This window comes from Cryobacterium sp. SO2 (assembly GCF_026151165.2).
In the GTDB taxonomy this organism is placed as follows: Bacteria; Actinomycetota; Actinomycetes; order Actinomycetales; family Microbacteriaceae; genus Cryobacterium.
Genome location: NZ_CP117849.1, coordinates 1,168,780 through 1,186,318, shown reverse-complemented (window position 1 = coordinate 1,186,318; position 17,539 = coordinate 1,168,780). Strand labels below are relative to the sequence as shown.

18 protein-coding genes and 1 tRNA gene are annotated in these 17,539 nt (G+C 68.6%); 5 read left to right on the top strand and 14 right to left on the bottom strand.

All coding sequences use genetic code 11. The annotated features are described in order from the left end of the window. Nucleotides 1-3 precede the first annotated feature (3 nt). The 4 genes from BJQ94_RS05485 to BJQ94_RS05470 form a co-directional block, all read right to left on the bottom strand. Nucleotides 4-312 (bottom strand): hypothetical protein, encoded by a 309-nt coding sequence (locus tag BJQ94_RS05485; protein WP_265399631.1) that lies wholly within the window; start codon nt 310-312, stop codon nt 4-6. A gap of 127 nt (nt 313-439) precedes the next feature. Then, the gene (locus tag BJQ94_RS05480; protein WP_265399630.1) at nt 440-1,156 is read right to left on the bottom strand and encodes a DUF2461 domain-containing protein; all 717 of its coding nucleotides are present in this window, start codon (nt 1,154-1,156) and stop codon (nt 440-442) included. A gap of 119 nt (nt 1,157-1,275) precedes the next feature. Continuing rightward, nucleotides 1,276-1,647 carry a hypothetical protein gene (locus BJQ94_RS05475; protein ID WP_265399629.1) on the bottom strand — a complete coding sequence of 124 codons (372 nt, stop codon included), beginning with the start codon at nt 1,645-1,647 and terminating at the stop codon, nt 1,276-1,278. Between the two features lie 119 nt (nt 1,648-1,766). Then, a complete protein-coding gene (locus BJQ94_RS05470; protein ID WP_265399628.1) occupies nt 1,767-2,360 on the bottom strand; it encodes an HhH-GPD-type base excision DNA repair protein in 594 nt (197 codons plus the stop codon). A 164-nt stretch (nt 2,361-2,524) separates the two neighbouring features. Between BJQ94_RS05470 and BJQ94_RS05465 the strand changes: the two genes are divergently transcribed. From BJQ94_RS05465 to BJQ94_RS05450, 4 genes are all read left to right on the top strand, one after another. Continuing rightward, nucleotides 2,525-2,845: a hypothetical protein gene (locus BJQ94_RS05465; RefSeq protein ID WP_265399627.1), complete on the top strand. Its 321-nt coding sequence runs from the start codon at nt 2,525-2,527 to the stop codon at nt 2,843-2,845. A gap of 86 nt (nt 2,846-2,931) precedes the next feature. After that, nucleotides 2,932-3,954, top strand: a complete 1,023-nt coding sequence (locus tag BJQ94_RS05460; RefSeq protein WP_265399626.1) for a PHP domain-containing protein — start codon at nt 2,932-2,934, stop codon at nt 3,952-3,954. 107 nt (nt 3,955-4,061) lie between these two features. Next, entirely contained in the window at nt 4,062-5,156 is a 1,095-nt protein-coding gene (locus tag BJQ94_RS05455) for an S-(hydroxymethyl)mycothiol dehydrogenase (RefSeq protein ID WP_265399625.1), read from the top strand. Next, complete coding sequence (locus tag BJQ94_RS05450) at nt 5,156-5,785, top strand: MBL fold metallo-hydrolase (RefSeq protein WP_265399624.1); 630 nt, start codon at nt 5,156-5,158, stop codon at nt 5,783-5,785. Before BJQ94_RS05455 ends, BJQ94_RS05450 begins: the two co-directional genes overlap by 1 nt. A gap of 19 nt (nt 5,786-5,804) precedes the next feature. On the opposite strand, the gene BJQ94_RS05445 is transcribed toward BJQ94_RS05450, so the two are convergent. The 6 genes from BJQ94_RS05445 to BJQ94_RS05420 are packed head-to-tail and all read right to left on the bottom strand — an operon-like array spanning nt 5,805 to nt 13,020. Beyond that, nucleotides 5,805-6,323, bottom strand: a complete 519-nt coding sequence (locus BJQ94_RS05445; RefSeq protein ID WP_265399623.1) for a winged helix-turn-helix domain-containing protein — start codon at nt 6,321-6,323, stop codon at nt 5,805-5,807. Between the two features lie 39 nt (nt 6,324-6,362). Further along, a complete protein-coding gene (locus BJQ94_RS05440) occupies nt 6,363-7,775 on the bottom strand; it encodes an NtaA/DmoA family FMN-dependent monooxygenase (RefSeq protein WP_265399622.1) in 1,413 nt (470 codons plus the stop codon). After that, nucleotides 7,772-9,535 (bottom strand): ABC transporter ATP-binding protein, encoded by a 1,764-nt coding sequence (locus BJQ94_RS05435; RefSeq protein WP_265399621.1) that lies wholly within the window; start codon nt 9,533-9,535, stop codon nt 7,772-7,774. Before BJQ94_RS05435 ends, BJQ94_RS05440 begins: the two co-directional genes overlap by 4 nt. Continuing rightward, nucleotides 9,532-10,422 (bottom strand): ABC transporter permease, encoded by an 891-nt coding sequence (locus BJQ94_RS05430; RefSeq protein ID WP_265399620.1) that lies wholly within the window; start codon nt 10,420-10,422, stop codon nt 9,532-9,534. The genes BJQ94_RS05435 and BJQ94_RS05430 overlap by 4 nt, the downstream gene beginning before the upstream one ends. Then, entirely contained in the window at nt 10,419-11,402 is a 984-nt protein-coding gene (locus BJQ94_RS05425) for an ABC transporter permease (RefSeq protein WP_265399619.1), read from the bottom strand. The genes BJQ94_RS05430 and BJQ94_RS05425 overlap by 4 nt, the downstream gene beginning before the upstream one ends. Beyond that, nucleotides 11,380-13,020: an ABC transporter substrate-binding protein gene (locus BJQ94_RS05420; RefSeq protein WP_265399618.1), complete on the bottom strand. Its 1,641-nt coding sequence runs from the start codon at nt 13,018-13,020 to the stop codon at nt 11,380-11,382. The genes BJQ94_RS05425 and BJQ94_RS05420 overlap by 23 nt, the downstream gene beginning before the upstream one ends. Before the next feature lie 269 nt (nt 13,021-13,289). Between BJQ94_RS05420 and BJQ94_RS05415 the strand changes: the two genes are divergently transcribed. Next, nucleotides 13,290-13,360: transfer RNA gene (locus BJQ94_RS05415), tRNA-Cys, on the top strand. A 51-nt stretch (nt 13,361-13,411) separates the two neighbouring features. Here the strand turns inward: BJQ94_RS05415 and BJQ94_RS05410 are convergent. The 4 genes from BJQ94_RS05410 to alsS all read right to left on the bottom strand — a co-directional run bounded on the left by BJQ94_RS05410 (nt 13,412) and on the right by alsS (nt 17,506). Next, the gene (locus BJQ94_RS05410; RefSeq protein ID WP_265399617.1) at nt 13,412-13,915 is read right to left on the bottom strand and encodes a DUF1801 domain-containing protein; all 504 of its coding nucleotides are present in this window, start codon (nt 13,913-13,915) and stop codon (nt 13,412-13,414) included. Continuing rightward, a complete protein-coding gene (locus tag BJQ94_RS05405) occupies nt 13,854-14,894 on the bottom strand; it encodes a hypothetical protein (protein ID WP_265399616.1) in 1,041 nt (346 codons plus the stop codon). Before BJQ94_RS05405 ends, BJQ94_RS05410 begins: the two co-directional genes overlap by 62 nt. Before the next feature lie 159 nt (nt 14,895-15,053). Beyond that, nucleotides 15,054-15,785, bottom strand: coding sequence for an acetolactate decarboxylase (gene budA, locus BJQ94_RS05400; RefSeq protein WP_265399615.1), 732 nt, complete (start codon nt 15,783-15,785; stop codon nt 15,054-15,056). Then, nucleotides 15,782-17,506, bottom strand: a complete 1,725-nt coding sequence (gene alsS, locus BJQ94_RS05395; protein ID WP_265399614.1) for an acetolactate synthase AlsS — start codon at nt 17,504-17,506, stop codon at nt 15,782-15,784. The genes budA and alsS overlap by 4 nt, the downstream gene beginning before the upstream one ends. Nucleotides 17,507-17,539: the final 33 nt, after the last annotated feature.

Here is a 17,539-nt window from a genome sequence, read left to right as displayed (position 1 = left end):
AGGTCAGAGCACCAGGGCGAGCACGATCTGCAACGCCACCAGGGTCACCGTGGCCGCGGCCAGTATCAACGCGGCGATGACGAGGCGCCGGCCGGTGGCTCCCGCGGGGATGACCCGGTAGGCCTGCAGGGTGAAGATGAGGCCGACGGCACCGACCACCAGTGCGGGAATCGGGTAGACGACGGCCACGACGAGCCCGAGCAACGCCACCCAGAATCCGGGCACCCGACCGGGCGCCTTCGTCCAATCCGCCTGCGGGGCACCCAACGAGAGCAGGTGGTTGCCGTCCATCTTGGCGCGGGGGTCGTTCACTCTGGTGCTCCTTCGAGGGCCCGTTGGACCGGTTCGGCCGCGACCACTCTTCTCCACCATTCTTGTGCATCCGGCGTTCGCTTGCGTCCGCCGTTCTGGTGCGTCCGGCGGGCTGGCGGATGATCGATCAGGCGCGGCGCCGACCGGCGGCAGCTTCCCTCTCCAGGGGAGTGACCGCGGCCAGGGGAACATTGAGGAAGTCCACCAGGGGCGCCAGCGCCCGGAAGCGTTCCACGACCGCATCGACGAAGTCGTCCGCCAGGGCGGCATCGCCGGGCATCCGCCCGAACAGCGCCCAACTCCGCACCCGCAGCAGGTCGGCGGCCGGATGCTCGACGGGGAACCCCTTGGGGCCGCGAATGAGCGGGTGTCCGTCCAGCGGCTCGGCCAGCCGAACGAGGGACTCCTCGGCGAGCAGGGTCCGTACCTCGTCGTGGTGGTCGAGCAGATACTCGCGGATGGAGTGCAGCTGCGGTGAACCCGGCGAGTATGCGCCGGCTGCCACCATCACGCCGTGCACCCCCACCTGCAGGAAGAATCCGGCGCCGCCGGTCTTCTCCAGCCCCTGCCGGGGCCAGTTCGCGGCCAGGTGGGTTTTGTACGGGGTCTTGTCGTTGGAGAACCGCACATCGCGGTAGATCCGCAGCATCGCCTTGGGCGCCGGCCGCAGGTAGTCGGGGGCGAATTCGCCCAGCCGGGTGTTGATCGCCTCGATCACCTCGAGCATCCGGGCCTTCAACTCGGTCTCGTAGACGCCCTTGTGCTCCTCGAACCACTCGCGGTTGTTGCGGTGCTCGAGCTCCTCGAGAAAATCGAATGCCTGCTCACTGAAATGGGGGCCCACCCGCACACTCTCCTTTTGTCACCTCCCCCTATTCTCCCGCGATTGGCCAGCGGCAGCGATCGACACGGTCGCACCAGGACGGCCCTGAAGGCCTTGGCGCATGGCGCATGGCGGAACCGTCACTTGGATTTCTTCGTCACGGTCACCGAGATGGAGATCGGACCGATCCCGATGGTGACGGTCACGGTGCGCACCTTGGGAGCCTGTGCCCGCGCGGTGGCCGTGGTCTGCTGCGCGCCATCCGCAGCCGGCACGAGATCGATCGCATCCACGGTCTTGAGCGTCACCTGGGTGTCGACTCCCATGTCGGCGAAGATCTTCTGCACGGCACCGCTGTCACCACTGTGCACAGCGTCGATGAGGCGCTGGGTGAGGGCATCGCCCTTCGAGAGCGCGTCGGCGACCTGACCGACCTGCATGGCGTATTTCTGGATGCCCGCGACCTCGTGCAGCGAATCAGCCGGGGTCGTGTTCGGGTTGCCTGTGCTCATGGTGGACTCCTCTGCGCATCAAGGGGTGGTGCGAACGCGCCCATGCTAAACCCGCGGACAGGGCCCGGCTACGGGCCCGACACCCCCGCGGAGGTGCTGCGCGTCCGCGCGTTCTCGCGCTACTTCGAGGCGGATTCCTTGGCCGCGGCCTTCGCCGCGCGCTTGCTCTCGCGCACCTTGGCGAGAGACTCAGGGTCGACGATGTCGGCCACCGACCGCAGGGAACCGTCCTCGCCGTAGGGGGCGGAGGCCTCCCGCCATCCGGCCGACTCGAGGCCGAGTCGTTTGCCGAGCAAGGCGAGGAAGATCTTGGCCTTCTGCTCACCGAACCCCGGCAGAGCCTTGAGCCGGCGGAGCACCTCGGCGCCGTCCGGGGCAGCACCGTCTGGGGCGGCGGCGGTCCAGATGCTGGCCGCGTCACCGTTCCAGTCCTGGACGACAACCCCGGCCAGGGTCTGCACCCGTGCGGCCATCGAGCCGGGGAATCTGTGCACCGCCGGGGTCTGCCTGAACACCTCGACGAAGGCCTCTGGATCGTACCCGGCGATCACCGACGGGTCGAGGGTGCCGATCCGGTCGCGGATCTTCGCCGGCCCGGCGAACGCGGTCTCCATGGCGATCTGCTGGTCGAGCAGCATGCCGAGCAGGAGCGCGAACTGGTTGTCGCTGAGAAGGGTGTCTGCGGCGGTATCGCCGGTGAGGTGCAGCGTCATCGGCCCATTCTCGCACCGCCCGACACCATCCGCACGGGCAGCCCCACACGAACCGCCGCTCGGCGCGCTACTGTGCCCGCACCGGACTTCTGCGTCCGGCGCACCGGGCGCAGAAGTCCGGAACGGGAACAGTTGGAGCGCAATGGCGGGCGGAGGAGGCGGAGATGCTGGACATCCCCACGGGCAGCGTGATGCGCAGCTGGACCGGCTGGATCAAGCCGGAGGACCGCGCCGCGTACACGGCCTACCTCGAACGAACCGGGCTCACCGAATACAGGTCGACCCCCGGCAACCTCGGCGCCGTTGCGGTGTTCCGCGACCTGCCGGACGGCCGATGTGAGGTGCGCACGATCTCGTTCTGGCGCACCCACGCCGATATCGTCGCGTTCGCCGGGGACGACATCGACCTGGCGGTCTTCTACCCGGCCGACGACGGCTTCCTGATCGACCGGGAGCTCACCGTGGCGCACTTCGACGTGGCCTGACCTGGCCAGTGCCCGACCAGCACAGTAGCTGACCGGACCGGGGCCTGAGCCTCCCCTTTCCGGCCATTCGGGCCGATCATGGTTGCATGGATTCCGTCGAGGCCCTCAACGAAATCGCGTTCTGGCTGGAGCGCGACCTGTCCCCCACCTTCAAGGTGCTGGCGTTCAGGCGGGCCGCCGGCCTCATCGCCGGTCTCGACGCGGACGAGCTGGCCGATCGGGTGCACGACGGCCGGCTGCGGGCGATGAAGGGTATCGGCGGGCGCACCGCCGAGGTGATCGGGCAGTCGTTGTATGGCCTGCCCGACTATCTTGACAACCTGCGCCAGCGCGGCGAGGCCCCCCTCGCCGCCGGGGGCAGCGAGCTGCGCCAGGCTCTCCGCGGCGATCTGCACACGCACAGCGACTGGTCAGATGGCACGACGTCGATCGACCTCATACTGGCCACCGCCGGGATGCTGGGCCGAGAATACCTGGCGCTGACCGACCACTCACCCACCCTCACCGTCGCACACGGCCTGACCGCCGACCGATTGGAGGAGCAGCTCGGCGTGGTCGCCGGCCTCACCGCGGCCTCCCCAGCCGGCGGGGCGCGGCTGCTCACCGGCATCGAGGTCGACATCCTCGAGAACGGCCGGCTCGACCAATCCGCCGAGATGCTCGCCCGGCTCGACGTCGTCGTCGCCAGCGTGCACTCCAAGCTGCGCGACGACTCGATCACGATGACCCGGCGGATGCTCGCCGGCATCCGCGACCTGCACACGAACGTGCTCGGCCACTGCACCGGCCGCCTCGTGGGCGGCGGTCGCGGCACCCGGCCGCCGTCGACCTTCGACGCCGAGCGGGTCTTCGCCGCCTGCGCCGAGAACAACGTGGCCGTCGAGATCAATTCCCGGCCGGAGCGGCAGGATCCGCCGGAGGAACTGATCGGGCTCGCCCTGGCGGCCGGCTGCCTGTTCAGCATCGACACCGACGCGCATGCGCCGGGACACCTCGATTTCCTGTCCTACGGAGCCGAACGCGCCGCGGCCGCCGGAGTGCCGCCGGAGCGGATCGTGACGACCTGGCCGGTGGAGAAGCTGCTGGACTGGTCGCGCGCGGGCCGCTGAGCATCCGCCGCCACGCCCGGGCAGTCTCGCCCCGGCACCCGGTCAGGATGCTTCGGTAGGTTGGATGCCTGCCACACCGGCTGCCCCGGCAACTCACGAGGAGCTCCATGCCCATCACCGTCACAGGCGCGATCGCCCGCTCGAAGGGGGCTCCCGTGGAGCTCACCGAGATCGTCATCCCCGATCCAGGGCCCGGCGAGGTCGTCGTCGACATCGAGACCTGCGGCGTCTGCCACACCGACTTTCATTACAAGGAAGGCGGCATCAACGATGACTTCCCGTTCCTGCTCGGCCACGAGGCCGCCGGCCGGGTGAGCATCATCGGTGCCGGCGTCACCCACGTCGCCGTCGGCGACTTCGTTGTGCTCAACTGGCGGGCCGTCTGCGGCGAGTGCCGCGCCTGCACCCGGGCAGAACCCTGGTACTGCTTCAACACCTTCAACGCCAGCCAGAAGATGACCCTGGTCGACGGCACCGAGCTGAGCCCGGCGTTGGGCATCGGCGCGTTCGCCGAGAAGACCCTGGTGCACGAGCGCCAGTGCACCAAGGTGAACCCGGATGCCGACCCCGCCGCCGTGGGCCTGCTCGGCTGCGGCATCATGGCCGGCATCGGCGCCGCCATGAACACCGGCAACGTCAGCGCAGGCAACTCCGTGGCCGTGATCGGCTGCGGCGGCGTGGGCGACGCCGCGGTGGTCGGCTCGAAGCTGGCCGGAGCGAGCACCATCATCGCCATCGACCGCGACGCCAAGAAGCTCGCCAAGGCTACCGAGTTCGGCGCCACACACACCATCGATTCCTCCGGGCTCGACGAGGCCGGCGTGGTCGCGGCCGTGCAGGCGCTCACCGGCGGCTTCGGCGCCGACGTGGTGATCGACGCTGTCGGCCGCCCCGAGACCTGGCGGCAGGCGTTCTACGCCCGCGACCTGGCCGGCACAGTGGTGCTCGTCGGCGTGCCCACTCCTAAGATGATGCTCGAAATCCCGCTGGCGGATGTCTTCGGCCGCGGCGGTTCGCTCAAGAGCTCGTGGTACGGCGACTGCCTGCCTGAGCGGGACTTCCCGATGCTCACCGAGCTCTACCTGCAGGGCCGGCTGCCGCTGGCCGATTTCGTCAGCGAACGCATCCGCATCGACGAGATCGAGGCGGCCTTCGCCAAGATGGCCGCAGGCGTAGTGCTGCGTTCGGTGGTGGTGCTCTGATGACTGCACGCATCGAACACCTCGTCACCGAGGGCACCTTCGACCTCGACGGCGGCAGCTGGGCGCTGGAGAACAACGTCTGGATCGTCGGCGACGACACCGAGTGCGTCGTGATCGACGCCGCCCACAACGCCGAGGCGATCCTCGCGGCGGTCGGCGACCGCACGCTGCTCGGCATCCTCAGCACCCACGCGCACAACGACCACATCGGCGCCGCCGGCGCGGTGTCTGCCGCGACGGATGCGCCGGTGTCGCTGCACCCGCACGACAAGATGCTGTGGGACGTCGTCTACCCGGATGCCGCACCGCAGCGGGAGCTCGCCGACGGGCAGCGCATCGCCGTGGCCGGCATCGAGCTGGAGGTCATCCACACCCCCGGCCACTCCCCCGGCTCGGTGTGCTTCTACGCGCCGGTCTTCGGCACCCTGTTCAGCGGTGACACCCTGTTCCACGGCGGCCCCGGCGCCACCGGCCGGTCGTACAGCGACTTCCCCACCATCATCGAATCGATCACGGGCAAGCTGCTCACCCTGCCGCCCGAGACCATGGTGAACACCGGGCACGGCGAGTCCACCACCATCGGTGCCGAGGCCGGCGACCTGGCCGACTGGATCGCCCGCGGTCACTGACACCGTCGAATAGCCGCGCTCACCGGCGGATGCGCACGTCCGCGTGCGCGTCATAGCGGTAGCCCATGCCGCGCTCGGTGCGCAGGATGTCACCGTACGCCCCGAGCTTGACCCGCAATCGTTGAATGTGCACGTCGATGGTGCGTGGGCTGGTCACCCGCGACCATCGGCGCTGGGCGTCGATCAGTTCTTCCCGGCTGACGCTGATGCCGGGGCGGAGTACCAGGTAACAGAGCAACCTGAACTCCCGGTAGCTCAGCTGCACCGGCCGATCGTCGACGACAAGGAGCTGGCGGCTCACGTCGATCAGGATGGCCACCGCCGGTGTGGCCGGCTCCACGACGAGGTCCACCTCCGCGTCCGGCACCAGTCTGGTCACGAGTTCAGTCATCGCCGCGGCGACAGCCTCCGGCGACAGAGCGGCCGGGCGCCCCGGCAGCGCACCAGCGCCGTCGAGCTGGACCGAGAAACTGAATCCCCGCGCCTGATCACCGTCCCGGCCGTCGCCCACGTCAGCCTCCCCGCCCGCCCAGTCCATGTCACGCGCCGGGTAGGGTCTCGACCGACCGGCGGGACGTCATGCTGTCACCGGCGTATCCGCGAATGCGCCCCGGTACCGCGCGGCGGGGTGGCGCTCGTTGAGGCGCGGCTGCCCGAAGAGCTTCTGCCGCAGCGGGCCCTCCGCGTAGTCGCGTTGGGCGAGGCCACGGTCCCGCAGCACGGGCAGCACCTTGTCGGCGAACTCGGCGAAGGAACCGGGGATCACCCAGTTGATCACGTTGATACCGTCGACGCCCGCGGCCTGCCACAGCTCGATCTCGTCGGCGATCTGCTCCGGCGTGCCGACGATGCGGGTGCTGCGGGACTGCAGCAGGGCGAGGTCTCCCACCACCGGCTCACGGTCGGTGATGTACTGCGAGATCCACTCCAGGAACCCCTTCATGGTGTTGGTGTCGACGTCCCGCACCAGGGTCTCCGGCGGGTACACCCGGCCGGTCTTGTCGACGATGGCGGCGTGCGCGAGGTAGCCGTCCACGCTCACATAGCTCTCGTACTCTGCGGCCTTCGCCTCCGCTTCCTCCTGGGTGTCGCCGATCACGAAGCTCAGCCCCTGGAAGAACTTGATGTCGTCGGGGTTGCGACCGTAGCCAACGGCCAGTGCCCGGGTCTCGGTGATCTGCGCGGCCGCCACCGCCGGCGTCGGCGCGATGATGAAGGTCGCCTCTGCGTTCTTCGCGGCGAAGGCGCGCCCGGATTTCGACGACCCGGCCTGGTAGAGCAGCGGGGTGCGCTGCGGTGACGGCGACGGCAGGAACGGGCCTTCGACCGAGTAGCGCTTGCCCACGTGGTGGATCTTGTGGATCTTGGCGGTGTCGGAGAAGATCCCCGATTCCTTGTCCTTGAGCAGGGCGCCCTCGTCCCACGAGCCCTCCCACAGCTTGTAGGCCACGTCGACGTATTCCTCTGCCCACTCGTACCGTTCGGCATGGTCGGTCAGCTGGGGCAGGCCGAAGTTGCGCGCGCCGTTGTCCTGCACGCCCGTGACGATGTTCCAGGCGATCCGGCCGTTGGAGATGTGGTCGAGGGTGGAGACCTGGCGGGCGAAGTGGAACGGATGGCTCTGCACCACGTTCGAGGTGAGCGCGAGCCCGATGTTGGTGGTGCTCACCGCGAGCGCGCCGAGCAGCACGGTGGGGTCGTTGCTCGGGATCTGCAGGCCCTCCTTCACGTACACGTCGAAGTCGGCATCCGAGTCGCCGTACAGGCCGCTCACGTCGGCGAAGAACATGGCGTCGAACTTGGCCTCCTCCAGCAGCCGGGCCAGATCGATCCAGAGGTTCACATCGTTGAAGTCGACCTGCCCGGCGTCGGGCCGGCGCCACTGCCCGTGGTGGATGTGCGAGGTCGTGTTCATCACGAAGGCGTTGAAATGCAGGGGCTTGCGTGCGGCGACCTGGGCGGGGTTCTGGTCTGCGGGGTTCTGGCTCACGGGGTTCTCCTGGGGTGGTCGGGGAGCGAGCTGACGAGCTCGCGGGTGTAGGGGTGCGCCGGGCGGTTGAAGATGTCATCCGGGGTGCCGCGTTCCACGACCACACCGTCTTTCATCACGAGTACCTGGTCGCTGAGATGGCTGATCACGCCGAGGTCGTGCGAGATGAACAGGTAGCTCAGCCCCCGCTCTTTCTGCAGGTCCACGAGCAGGTCGAGGATCTGGGCCTGGATCGACACGTCCAGGGCGGAGACGGCTTCGTCGAGCACGATGACCGACGGGTTGGGGGCGAGGGCACGCGCGATGGCGATGCGTTGGCGCTGCCCACCGGACAGGTTGAGCGGAAAGCGCTGCAGGATCTCCGCCGGAAGCCCGACCTGCCGGGCGAGCTCGGCGACCTGTGCCTTCTTCTGGGCGGTGGTGAGCCCGTCGGCGTCGGTGAGGCTGTCAAGCAGGATCCGCTCGGCGTTCCAGCGCGGGTCAAAGGAGCTCAGCGGGTCCTGGTAGACGACCGAGATCTCCCGGCGCAGGGTGCGTCGGCGGGACTCGGGCAGCGATGTCCAGTCCTGGCCGAGCAGGGTGACGTGGCCGGAATCCAGCGAGGAGAGCGCCAGCGCGAGCCGGGCGGTCGTGCTCTTGCCCGAGCCCGATTCGCCGACGATGCCGAGCGTCGTTCCGCGGGCGAGTGTGAACGACACCCCGTCGACGGCCGTGGTGAGTGTGCCGTCGGGGGTGGTGAATCGCTTGACCAGGTTGACGGCTTCGAGCACAGGGCCGTCGTACGCCCGGCCCTGCTGCGGTGCGACCGACGGAGCAGACACATCGACGGCAGGCACAGCGACGGCGGGCGCCGAGTCGGGCGCGGGGCCCAGCCGTTTGCCGCGGGTGTCTTCACCGGGGACCGCGTTGATCAGGCTGCGGGTGTACGGATGTTGCGGGTCGTTGAGAACCTGGTCGGCCGTGCCGCTTTCCACGACCCGTCCGCCCTTCATCACGAGGATCTGGTCGGCGAGGTGGGCCACCACCGAGAGGTCGTGGCTGATCAGGATGACGGACACCCCGCGCTGCTTGGTCTCGGCCAGGAGCGCGAGCACCTGCGCCTGCACCGTCACATCCAGGGCGGTGGTGGGCTCGTCGGCGATGATGATCTCAGGGTCAAGGGCCAGGGCTGAGGCGATGAGCGCCCGCTGCCGCAGGCCGCCGGAGAGCTCATCCGGGCGCTGGCGGGCCCGGTTCTCCGGGGCGGGAACCCCGACGGCGCGCAGGAGGTCGATGACCTTCGCGGCGCGGTCCCGGCGCGACCCCCATCGGTGCAGGGCGAGGGCTTCGGCGATCTCCTTGCCGACGGGGCGCAGCGGGTCGAGGGAGACGAGAGCATCCTGCAGGATGAACCCGATCCTCCGGCCGCGGATCTGAGACCACTGCCGGGAACCGATGGTGCGCACGTCGTCACCGTCGAGGAGGATCGAGTCGGCATCGACGACGGCGTTCTTGCCGGTCAGTCCCACGATGCTCCGCGCGGTGACACTCTTACCCGAGCCGGATTCGCCGACGATGGCGACGCACTGGCCGGGTTCCAGGCTGAAGCTCACATCGTGCACAACCTGGTGGAGACGGCCGCCCCGACGGAAGCTGACGTTGAGATGGGAAACGCTGAGCCGCCCGCGTTTCCGGCCTGGTTCCGTCGCATCCTGTGCGGTGTTGGCGCCGGGCGCAGGCACACGCCGTGCGGCCCGGCGGGCATCGATCGTGGCGGTCATTTCTCGCCTTTCTCCAGTGAGTTTTGGATGTGCCGACCGAGGGTGGTCGCGGCCAGCGCCAGGGCCACGATCACGAGGCCGGGGATGACGGTGAGCCACCAGGCCTGGGTGATGTAGACCCGGCCGGCGTCGAGCAGAGCGCCCCATTCCGGCGACGGCGGCGCCACGCCGAGTCCGAGGAACGACAGGCTCGACGCCCAGACGATGGACTGGCCGATGGACAGGGTGATGATCGCCACCAGGGGCCGCACGGCGTTGGGCACGATGTGCTGGCGCAGGATGAGGCCGTCGCTGTGCCCCAGCGCGACGGCGGCCTCGACATAGCCGGAATTCCTGGCCGAGAGGATCTGGCCGCGGATGATGCGCGCGTAACCCGGAGCGCTGCCGACCCCGACGGCGAACACCTGGGACAGGGCCGACGGACCGGTGATCGCCACCAGCAGCAGCGCGAACAGCAGCGTCGGGAACGCGAGGAGCACCTCGATCACCCGGTTGACGGTGCCGGCGACGAACCGGCCGCCCAGGGCGGCGAGCGCTCCGAGGAGCAGCGCCAGGGTGAGACTGACGATCGTGGCGCCAAGCCCGATCAACAGCGACTCGCGGGTGCCGAACACCACCCGGCTGTAGAGGTCGCGGCCGGCCTCGTCGGTGCCGAACCAGTACTGGGCCGACGGCGGATGCAGGGCATCCGCCAGGTTGAGCGCGTAGGGATCGTGGGTGGCCAGCGCGCCCGGAACGACCAGGGCCGCCACGAAGAACAGCATCGCGCCGATCGCGACGACGAGCCCGGGTGACACCGCGGTGCGGGTCGCCGGCAGTTTTGGCGCGGCCGGGGTCTGGGCAGGTGGGGTCTGGGCGGCCGGTGGCGGGGTGAGCTGGGTGGTCATGCGCTCTTCAATCTCGGGTCGACGAGGGTGTACGCCACATCAACCAGGAGGTTGGCGACGACGTACAACGCTGCGATGAGGACGACGATGCCCGTGACGACGGGCATGTCCTGGGAGTTCACGGCTCCGACGAGCACCTTGCCGATGCCCGGCCGGGAGAAGACGGTCTCCACGACCACGGCGCCGGAGATCGTGGCGCCGAGCGCCCAGCCGGAGAGGGTGATCGCCGGGAGCACCGAGTGCCGCAGCACGTGCCGCAGGCGCACGCCGGTGTCGCCCATTCCGCGCATCCGCGCCGAAATCACGAACGGCTGCTCTAGGGAGCGTTCGAACTCCGTGCGGGTGGCCTGGCCCATGAAGCCGGCCAGCGGAATCGCCAGGGTCAGCGCCGGCAACACGATCCCGACCAACGACGGACCGCTGATCACCGGGAACCAGCCCAGGCCGAGGGAGAACACGAGCAACAGGATGATGCCCAACCAGTAGTGCGGCAGTCCGGCCGAGGTGGTGTCCACGACAGACCCGACCCCGCCGAACCGGCCGGTGCGGCCCGCCGTGAGGGTGACCCAGACGATCATGATGAGCCAGGCGAGCGCGATCGCCGTCACGGTGAGGGCGATGGTCGGGCCGATCTGCTGCAGGATCACCTCCGACACCGGCTTGAACTGCTGGTACGACACACCCAAGTCGCCCACGATCAGGCCCCGGATGTAGTCGATGTACTGCACCAGCAGGGGGTGCTGCAGGCCGTATTGGTCGTTGATCTGCGCCAGCTCGGCCGGTGTGCGTTCGATGGCCTGGCCGGCGCGGATGTTCAGGATGACCGTGGCCCGGTCCCCCGGCAGCGCTGCCTGGGCCAGGAACGCCGCCGTGGCCGCGCCGAACAGCACCACGACGGCGCCGCCGAGTTTCTCGGCGACCCGGCGCAGGCGGGGGCCGGCGAGGCCGCGGGTGTCGTTACTCGACGAAGTACGCGTCATAGAAGACCGGCCCCCCTTGCGCGTTCTCCTGCCAGACGTCCTTGAGGGACGGCGACACGGCCAGGGTGCTGAGGCGGTCGTAGACCCCGATGGCGAGCGCGTGGTCGGCGATGTACTCCTGGGCCTTTTCGTACAGGGCGTTCTGGGCATCCACGTCGACCGTGGAGTTCGCCTCGAGGATGATGGCTTCGAGGTCCGGGTAGTTGGTGAACGACGCGTTGTTGTAGTTCGGCGCCTCCGCCGTGCTCTGGTTCCAGTTGATGGCGAGGATCCCGGCTGTCACCGCGGTCCAGTAGCCCACGCTGATGTCCTTCTCATCCGGCTGGGAGTACTCCCCCGCGAACAGGGCGCTCTGCGGCACCGGGATCAGCTCCACCTTGAACCCGGTGGCCTTGGCCTGCTCCTGCAGTCCCTGCAGGATGGAGGCGCCGTCGGCGTTGATGATGGTTCCGGCCCCGTACGGCAGCACCACGTCGAGAGTCTCGCCGTCCTTGGTGCGGTAGCCGTCGGCGTCGCGGCCGGTCCAGCCCGCGGCGTCGAGCAGGCTGTCTGCCTCGTCGGTGTCCAGGCTGTACAGATCGGCTGCCGCCTGGCTGTATCCGGGGGTGGCCTGGCTGACGCCGCCGTTGCCCTCGTAGGGGATGACACCCTGGCCGATGGTCTCGACGAGCGACTTGCGGTCGACGCTGTAGGCGAAGGCCTTGCGCACATCCTCGTCCACGAACGGGCCGGTGGACGTGTTGAAGGTCAGCTGTTGCGGCCGGCCGGGGGTGACGTACTTCTGCAGGTCGAAGCCCTCGGCCTCGAGGCTCTTCCACTGCACGGCCGGTACGTCGTAGATGACGTCGGTTTCGCCGGCGCTCAGCGACGCGGCCCTGGTAGTGGGGTCGGCCACGAACTTCCAGTCGATGCTGTCCACGTAGGCGGCGCCGGTGTGCTTGGCGTTGGCGGGCGGCGAGGTGTAGTCCTCGTTGCGGGTCAGCAGGATGTCCTCGCCCCGGTTCCAGGTGTCCACGACGAAGGCGCCGGAGCCGATGGGTGCCTCGCAGTTCTCTTCGTCGGTGCGGGTCTCCAGCGCCTCCTGCGACTGGATGCCGAAATACCCCTGCGTGAGGTTGTCCGCGAGCCGGGGGTAGGGCTTGGACAGGTTGACCGTGAGGGTGAGGTCGTCGACCGCGACCGCCGAGGCGTAGTACCCGGCCAACCAGACGCTGGCGGTGCTGTTGCCGCCGGCGAGCCAGTAGTCGAAGTTGTAGGCCACGACGCCGGCAGTGAGCGCCGAGCCGTCGGTGAAGGTGACGCCGTCCTTGAGTGTGAAGGTCCAGGTGAGCTGGTCGTCGGACACGTTCCAGGATTCGGCGAGCCAGGGCACGACCTCGTGGTTCTCGTCGAGCGAGACGAGCCCGTCGAGCACCTGGGAGGAGAGATAGGCCTGCTCGATCCAGCCGCCGAAGACGCACGCCGGTTCCTGCTGGTGGCCGTAGACGATGGTGCCACCGTCGACCTTGGTGGCCGAGGATGCCGTTCCCGCGGTGCCGGAGGCGCACGCCGTCAGGCTGAGGGCGGACACGACGCCCAGGGCGATGAGGGCCGTGGCTGTGGTGGTCTTTCGAGACATGAAACTGAACTCCTCGGTGAGGTTGTGCTGCTGCGACGGGCAAGGGGTGGCTCCGAATATAGGCACGGGGTGCCTGCGCTCGCCCGCCGCCGGTCACGGGGCGTCGCGAAGTGTTAGGAAGCGCAACAAACGCCGCTGGCAGGCTCTATGTCCCTCGGGGACGGTCGCCGGCCGGCGTCAGTCTTCCTTCGTCACATGACTTCCGGAGCGTGCGCGGTGAGGTCAGACTTGTGCTCAGCGCCGCCGCACCGGCGGCGTGAGTTACCCATCGCGGTGTGCCCGAGAGGCCAGGGAGCAGCCTGCAAAGCTGTGTACGCGGGTTCGATTCCCGCCATCGCGTCGTCTGCCCGGTGCCGGAGCGGACCGGGGCCGGCTGAGGCTGGCGCCGTGGCTAGGGCTGCGGCGTGGGGCTGGGCCGGCCGGCCGCGGAGTCGGCGGCGCGGTGCGTATAGACGCCCGCGGTCACCGCCCGGTAGGACTCCGCGAGGATCTCCTCGAGCACGGCGAGGTCCACCTTGGCCAGGTCGGTGAGGTACAGGCAGCCGACGCCCGTCTTGTGCGGGCCGAGCCGCCCGAGGGCATCGCTATGGGCGCCGACCCCGTCGGCAAGATAGATCGAGGTCGACGCCTTCCGCGGCGAGAACCCGGCCGCGCAGGCGTCGCCTTCCCGCCCGCTGGCGTAGCGGTAGTGGTAGCTGCCGAAGCCGATGATCGAGCTGTACCAGAGGCGCGGCGGCTGGCCGGTGATGCGGCCGAACAGCTCGAGCAGGGTGTTCGCGTCGCGCCGGCGGGTGGCACCATCGATGCCGGCGACAAGATCCTGCACGGCGGAATCAGGCTCTGCCGGTGCGCTCACCGGTCCGTCGCCGGTTGTGCTGGGGGTCTCCGTGGCCATGTCTCAACGGTAGCCCGATTGCCGTGGGCACGGGGGCGCCCACAGCAGTGCGGTTGCCGAGGCAGGCGGTCAGCTGAGCGGACAGTGCGCGAAGGCCTTCGTCCGACATGGGGCGACCGTACGAGTTGGGTTCCACGGGCGGGAGCAGAACACCGATGTGCTGCTCGCCCGGCTGGCAGACGACGCTCAGGTCGATCCCCCGCACATAGCGCCACCGCACCCGAGCCGCTGCCGTGCCCAGTGCGTCGAATCGGGACCAGGGAATCATCGCCACATTCCTCCGTTCACCCCAGATCTGATCCCAGACCCGAAGTCCGTCGGTGGAGAAAGTGACTACCGCTCGCGTGGTGTTGTCATTCCACCAGGTCAACCGAGATTCAGAGTCGGCGGTGGCGATCTGCGATGACACCTGAGCCGACTTGAAGATCACGAACGTGGCACCGGGATAGTCCAGCTCCAGTCCAGCCTGCAGCCGGGCCAAAGCCCGCACAGCGAAGGGGCGCATCAGAGTGAGGCCCACAAGGAATGCTCCGGCAACGCCAACCATCACGAGTGCCGCCCCCCACAGGAGCGGATGAGGTGGGTCGAGAAGCCAGAAGAGAGTCGCCGTGGTGAAAGCCCCGGCGGAGACGACGGTCCAGGTGAGAATCGGCCACCGCCAGGACGACGCCTGAACATTACCGTCCGCGCTTGTGAGCCTGCCGACCGGTTCCGGACGATACGGTCGGAGCTTGATCCCGATGTTCGACCGGCCCCGCAATCTGAAGTACAGACTTGGCGGCGCGGCAAGGCCCGCGACAACGGCCATGGACAGGCCCAACCAGTGCGGAAGCCCGATGAAGAGCATCATCACCAGGCCGACACAGGTCGGAACAAGAACCAGGGCCAGCCAGACTGCCATCGCGAATGCGATGCGGTTCTCACGCGCTTGAGTCACGATCCTCGCCCGGAAGTCGTCCCATGTTGTCGTGCGCGTCATCAGTCTCCTGTCGGCGGGTCAGCGGTCACCTCGGTGGACCGCCAGGAGGACAACACCCGTCGCCCCGGCTGGACCCTCCCCTCCCGACGTTATCGCTTGGACCGGCCATATGACTCGCAGCCGTGGCACGGGTCTGTTACGGGCCCGCGCCTCGAACGGTCAGGCGTGCTGCTCGGTCTTGGCCAGCTGGCGCGCGAGGTCTTCCGGTGACAGGTTGGCGTCGCGGAACGCATCCGTCAGCGGCAGCTGCAGGCGCAGGTCGGTACCCAGGCACAGGGCCGCGCTGCCGCTCTTCAGCTTGAAGTCCAGCACATGGCCGCCGCCGGTGCGGTCGTCGGTGATGAAGTGCGCGTGGCAGCCGGGCACGCCGATACCCTGCTCGTAGAGCGGGGTGCGGAACCCGACGACCGAGCCGGTCACGTTGTGCAGTTCGACGATGGCGTCTTCGTCTGTGGCCTCCACCATGGGCCGGTAGGGCTTCTGCTGCTTGACCACGGTGCGCATCCGAATCCACTCGAAGTCACCGTCGATACGCAGCGCGTACATGTAGTTCTCGGATGCCGTCATGTGGTCGATGAACTCGCTCGCCTCGGTGCGGAGCACGTTGGCGGGCAGCTCGCTCTCGATGTGCGGTACGAAATTCGTCACCACCGCGTACGGCGTGTAAGCACCGAGGTCGGCCTTGTTCACTCCGCCGTCGGCGCGCAACTGATAACAGGTGCCGTCGACGATGAGCATCTCGCCGTCGAGCCCGTTGAAGGTGCCGATGCCGAAGCTGCCGTGGCCGAGCAGATCGCGCACGGTCATCTCGCCCTCGTAGACACCGTCGAGCAGGGCGCTCATCAGGCTGGTCTGGAAGATCTCGTGCCGGGACACCGTGATGTTGCTCATAGCAGTACGTCGCTTTCCAGATCAGCCATGAGCTCATCCCTGTTGTTGCGGTAGTCGACGCGCACGTCGATGATGCTCGGGCCCTCTTCGCCCATGGCCTGTTGCAGCACCGCGGCGAAGTCGTCGAGGTGGGTGACGCGGTAGCCGTGTGCGCCGAACGATTCGGCGTACTGCACAGCGTCGTAGTCGCCGAGCTGCACACCGGAGGTGCGGCCGTACTTGCCCTGCTGCTGGAAGGCGACCATGTCGTAAGTGCCGTCGTTGAAGATGATGTGGGTGAATGTCGAGCCCAGCCGCACGGCGGTCTCCAACTCCATGGCGGAGTAGAGGAACCCGCCGTCGCCGGACACCGAGACCACCGGGGTGCCGGGCCGCACGAGCGTGGCGGCGATCGCCCAGGGCAGGGCGACGCCGAGCGTCTGCTGGCCGTTGGAGAACAGCAGGGTGCGCGGGTGGTAGGTGCGGAAATGCCTGGCCATGTAGATGTAGTGCGAACCGACGTCGCAGAGCACGGTGGTGTCGTCGGGCAGCAGGGCCCGCATCGCCAGGGTCAGCTCGGCGGGGTGCACTCCCTCGAGCTCGTCGTGATCGGGCACGGGATTGTCGGCATCGGCCAGGCGGGCGCGCTCGGTGGCGACCACCGCGGATGCCGACGGCGACAGGGTGAGGCCGTCGATCTCGAGCGCGAGCGCATCCATTGTCTCGGCCACATCGCCGCGCAGTTCGATGGTGGGGCGGTAGTAATCGTCGAGGTCTGCAGAGAGTTCGTCGAGGTGGATGATGCGGCGCAGGTGGTCCCTGTTCCATTTGGCCGGCTCATATTCGACGAAGTCGTAGCCGATGGCCAGGATCAGGTCGGCCTTGTGCAGCAGCACGTCGCCGGGCTGGTTGCGGAACAGGCCGACCCGGCCGAGGTAGTGCTCCTCGAGTTCGTGCGAGAGCACGCCGGCGGCCTGGAAGGTCTCGACGACGGGAAGTTTGGCGGCGCCGAGCAGCCGGTGCAGCGCGGCCACGGCCCGATCGGAGCCGGAACGCGCTCCGGCGAGGATCACCGGGAACTGGGCGTTCCTGAGGAGGTCGGCGGCCTCGGTGATGCTGGCGGCCGGCGCGGCGCCCAGCTGCGGCACCCAGTGCGGGGTTGTCATCGACACAGTGGTGGAGTCGGTGAGCACGTCGTAGGGCAGCACGACGGCCGCGGCGCCCTTGGGCTCCTGCACGGCCTGGCGGAAGGCGTTGGCGATGGCCTCCGGCACGTTGTCGGCCATGCTCACCTCGCCGGCGGATTTGGTGACGGCGGAGAGCATGCCCACCGCATCCATGGCCTGGTGGGTGCGCTTGAGCCGGTCGCCGCGCGAGACCGCACCGCAGATGGCGACCAGCGGGTCGCCCTCGGTCGTGGCGGTGAGCAGGCCGGTGGCGAGGTTGGCGGTGCCGGGTCCGCTCGTGACCAGCACCACACCGGGCTCACCGGTGAGGCGGCCGACGGCGGCGGCCATGAAGGCGGCGTTTTGTTCGTGGCGCACCACGATCATCTGCGGGCCGCCGTCGAGGAGGGCGTCGTAGACGGGGTCGATCTTCGCGCCGGGCACGCCGAAGATCCACTTCACGCCGTAGGCCGTGAGGCACTCGACGACCCGGTCGGCCGAGCGTCGGGGCGAGCCCAGGGCGCCGGGGCCGAATGCGCCGACTTTCTCATCCAGGACCGATGAATTCTGAGCCATGCCGTACCTCCAGGAGTGCGTGTCAGCGCCGGG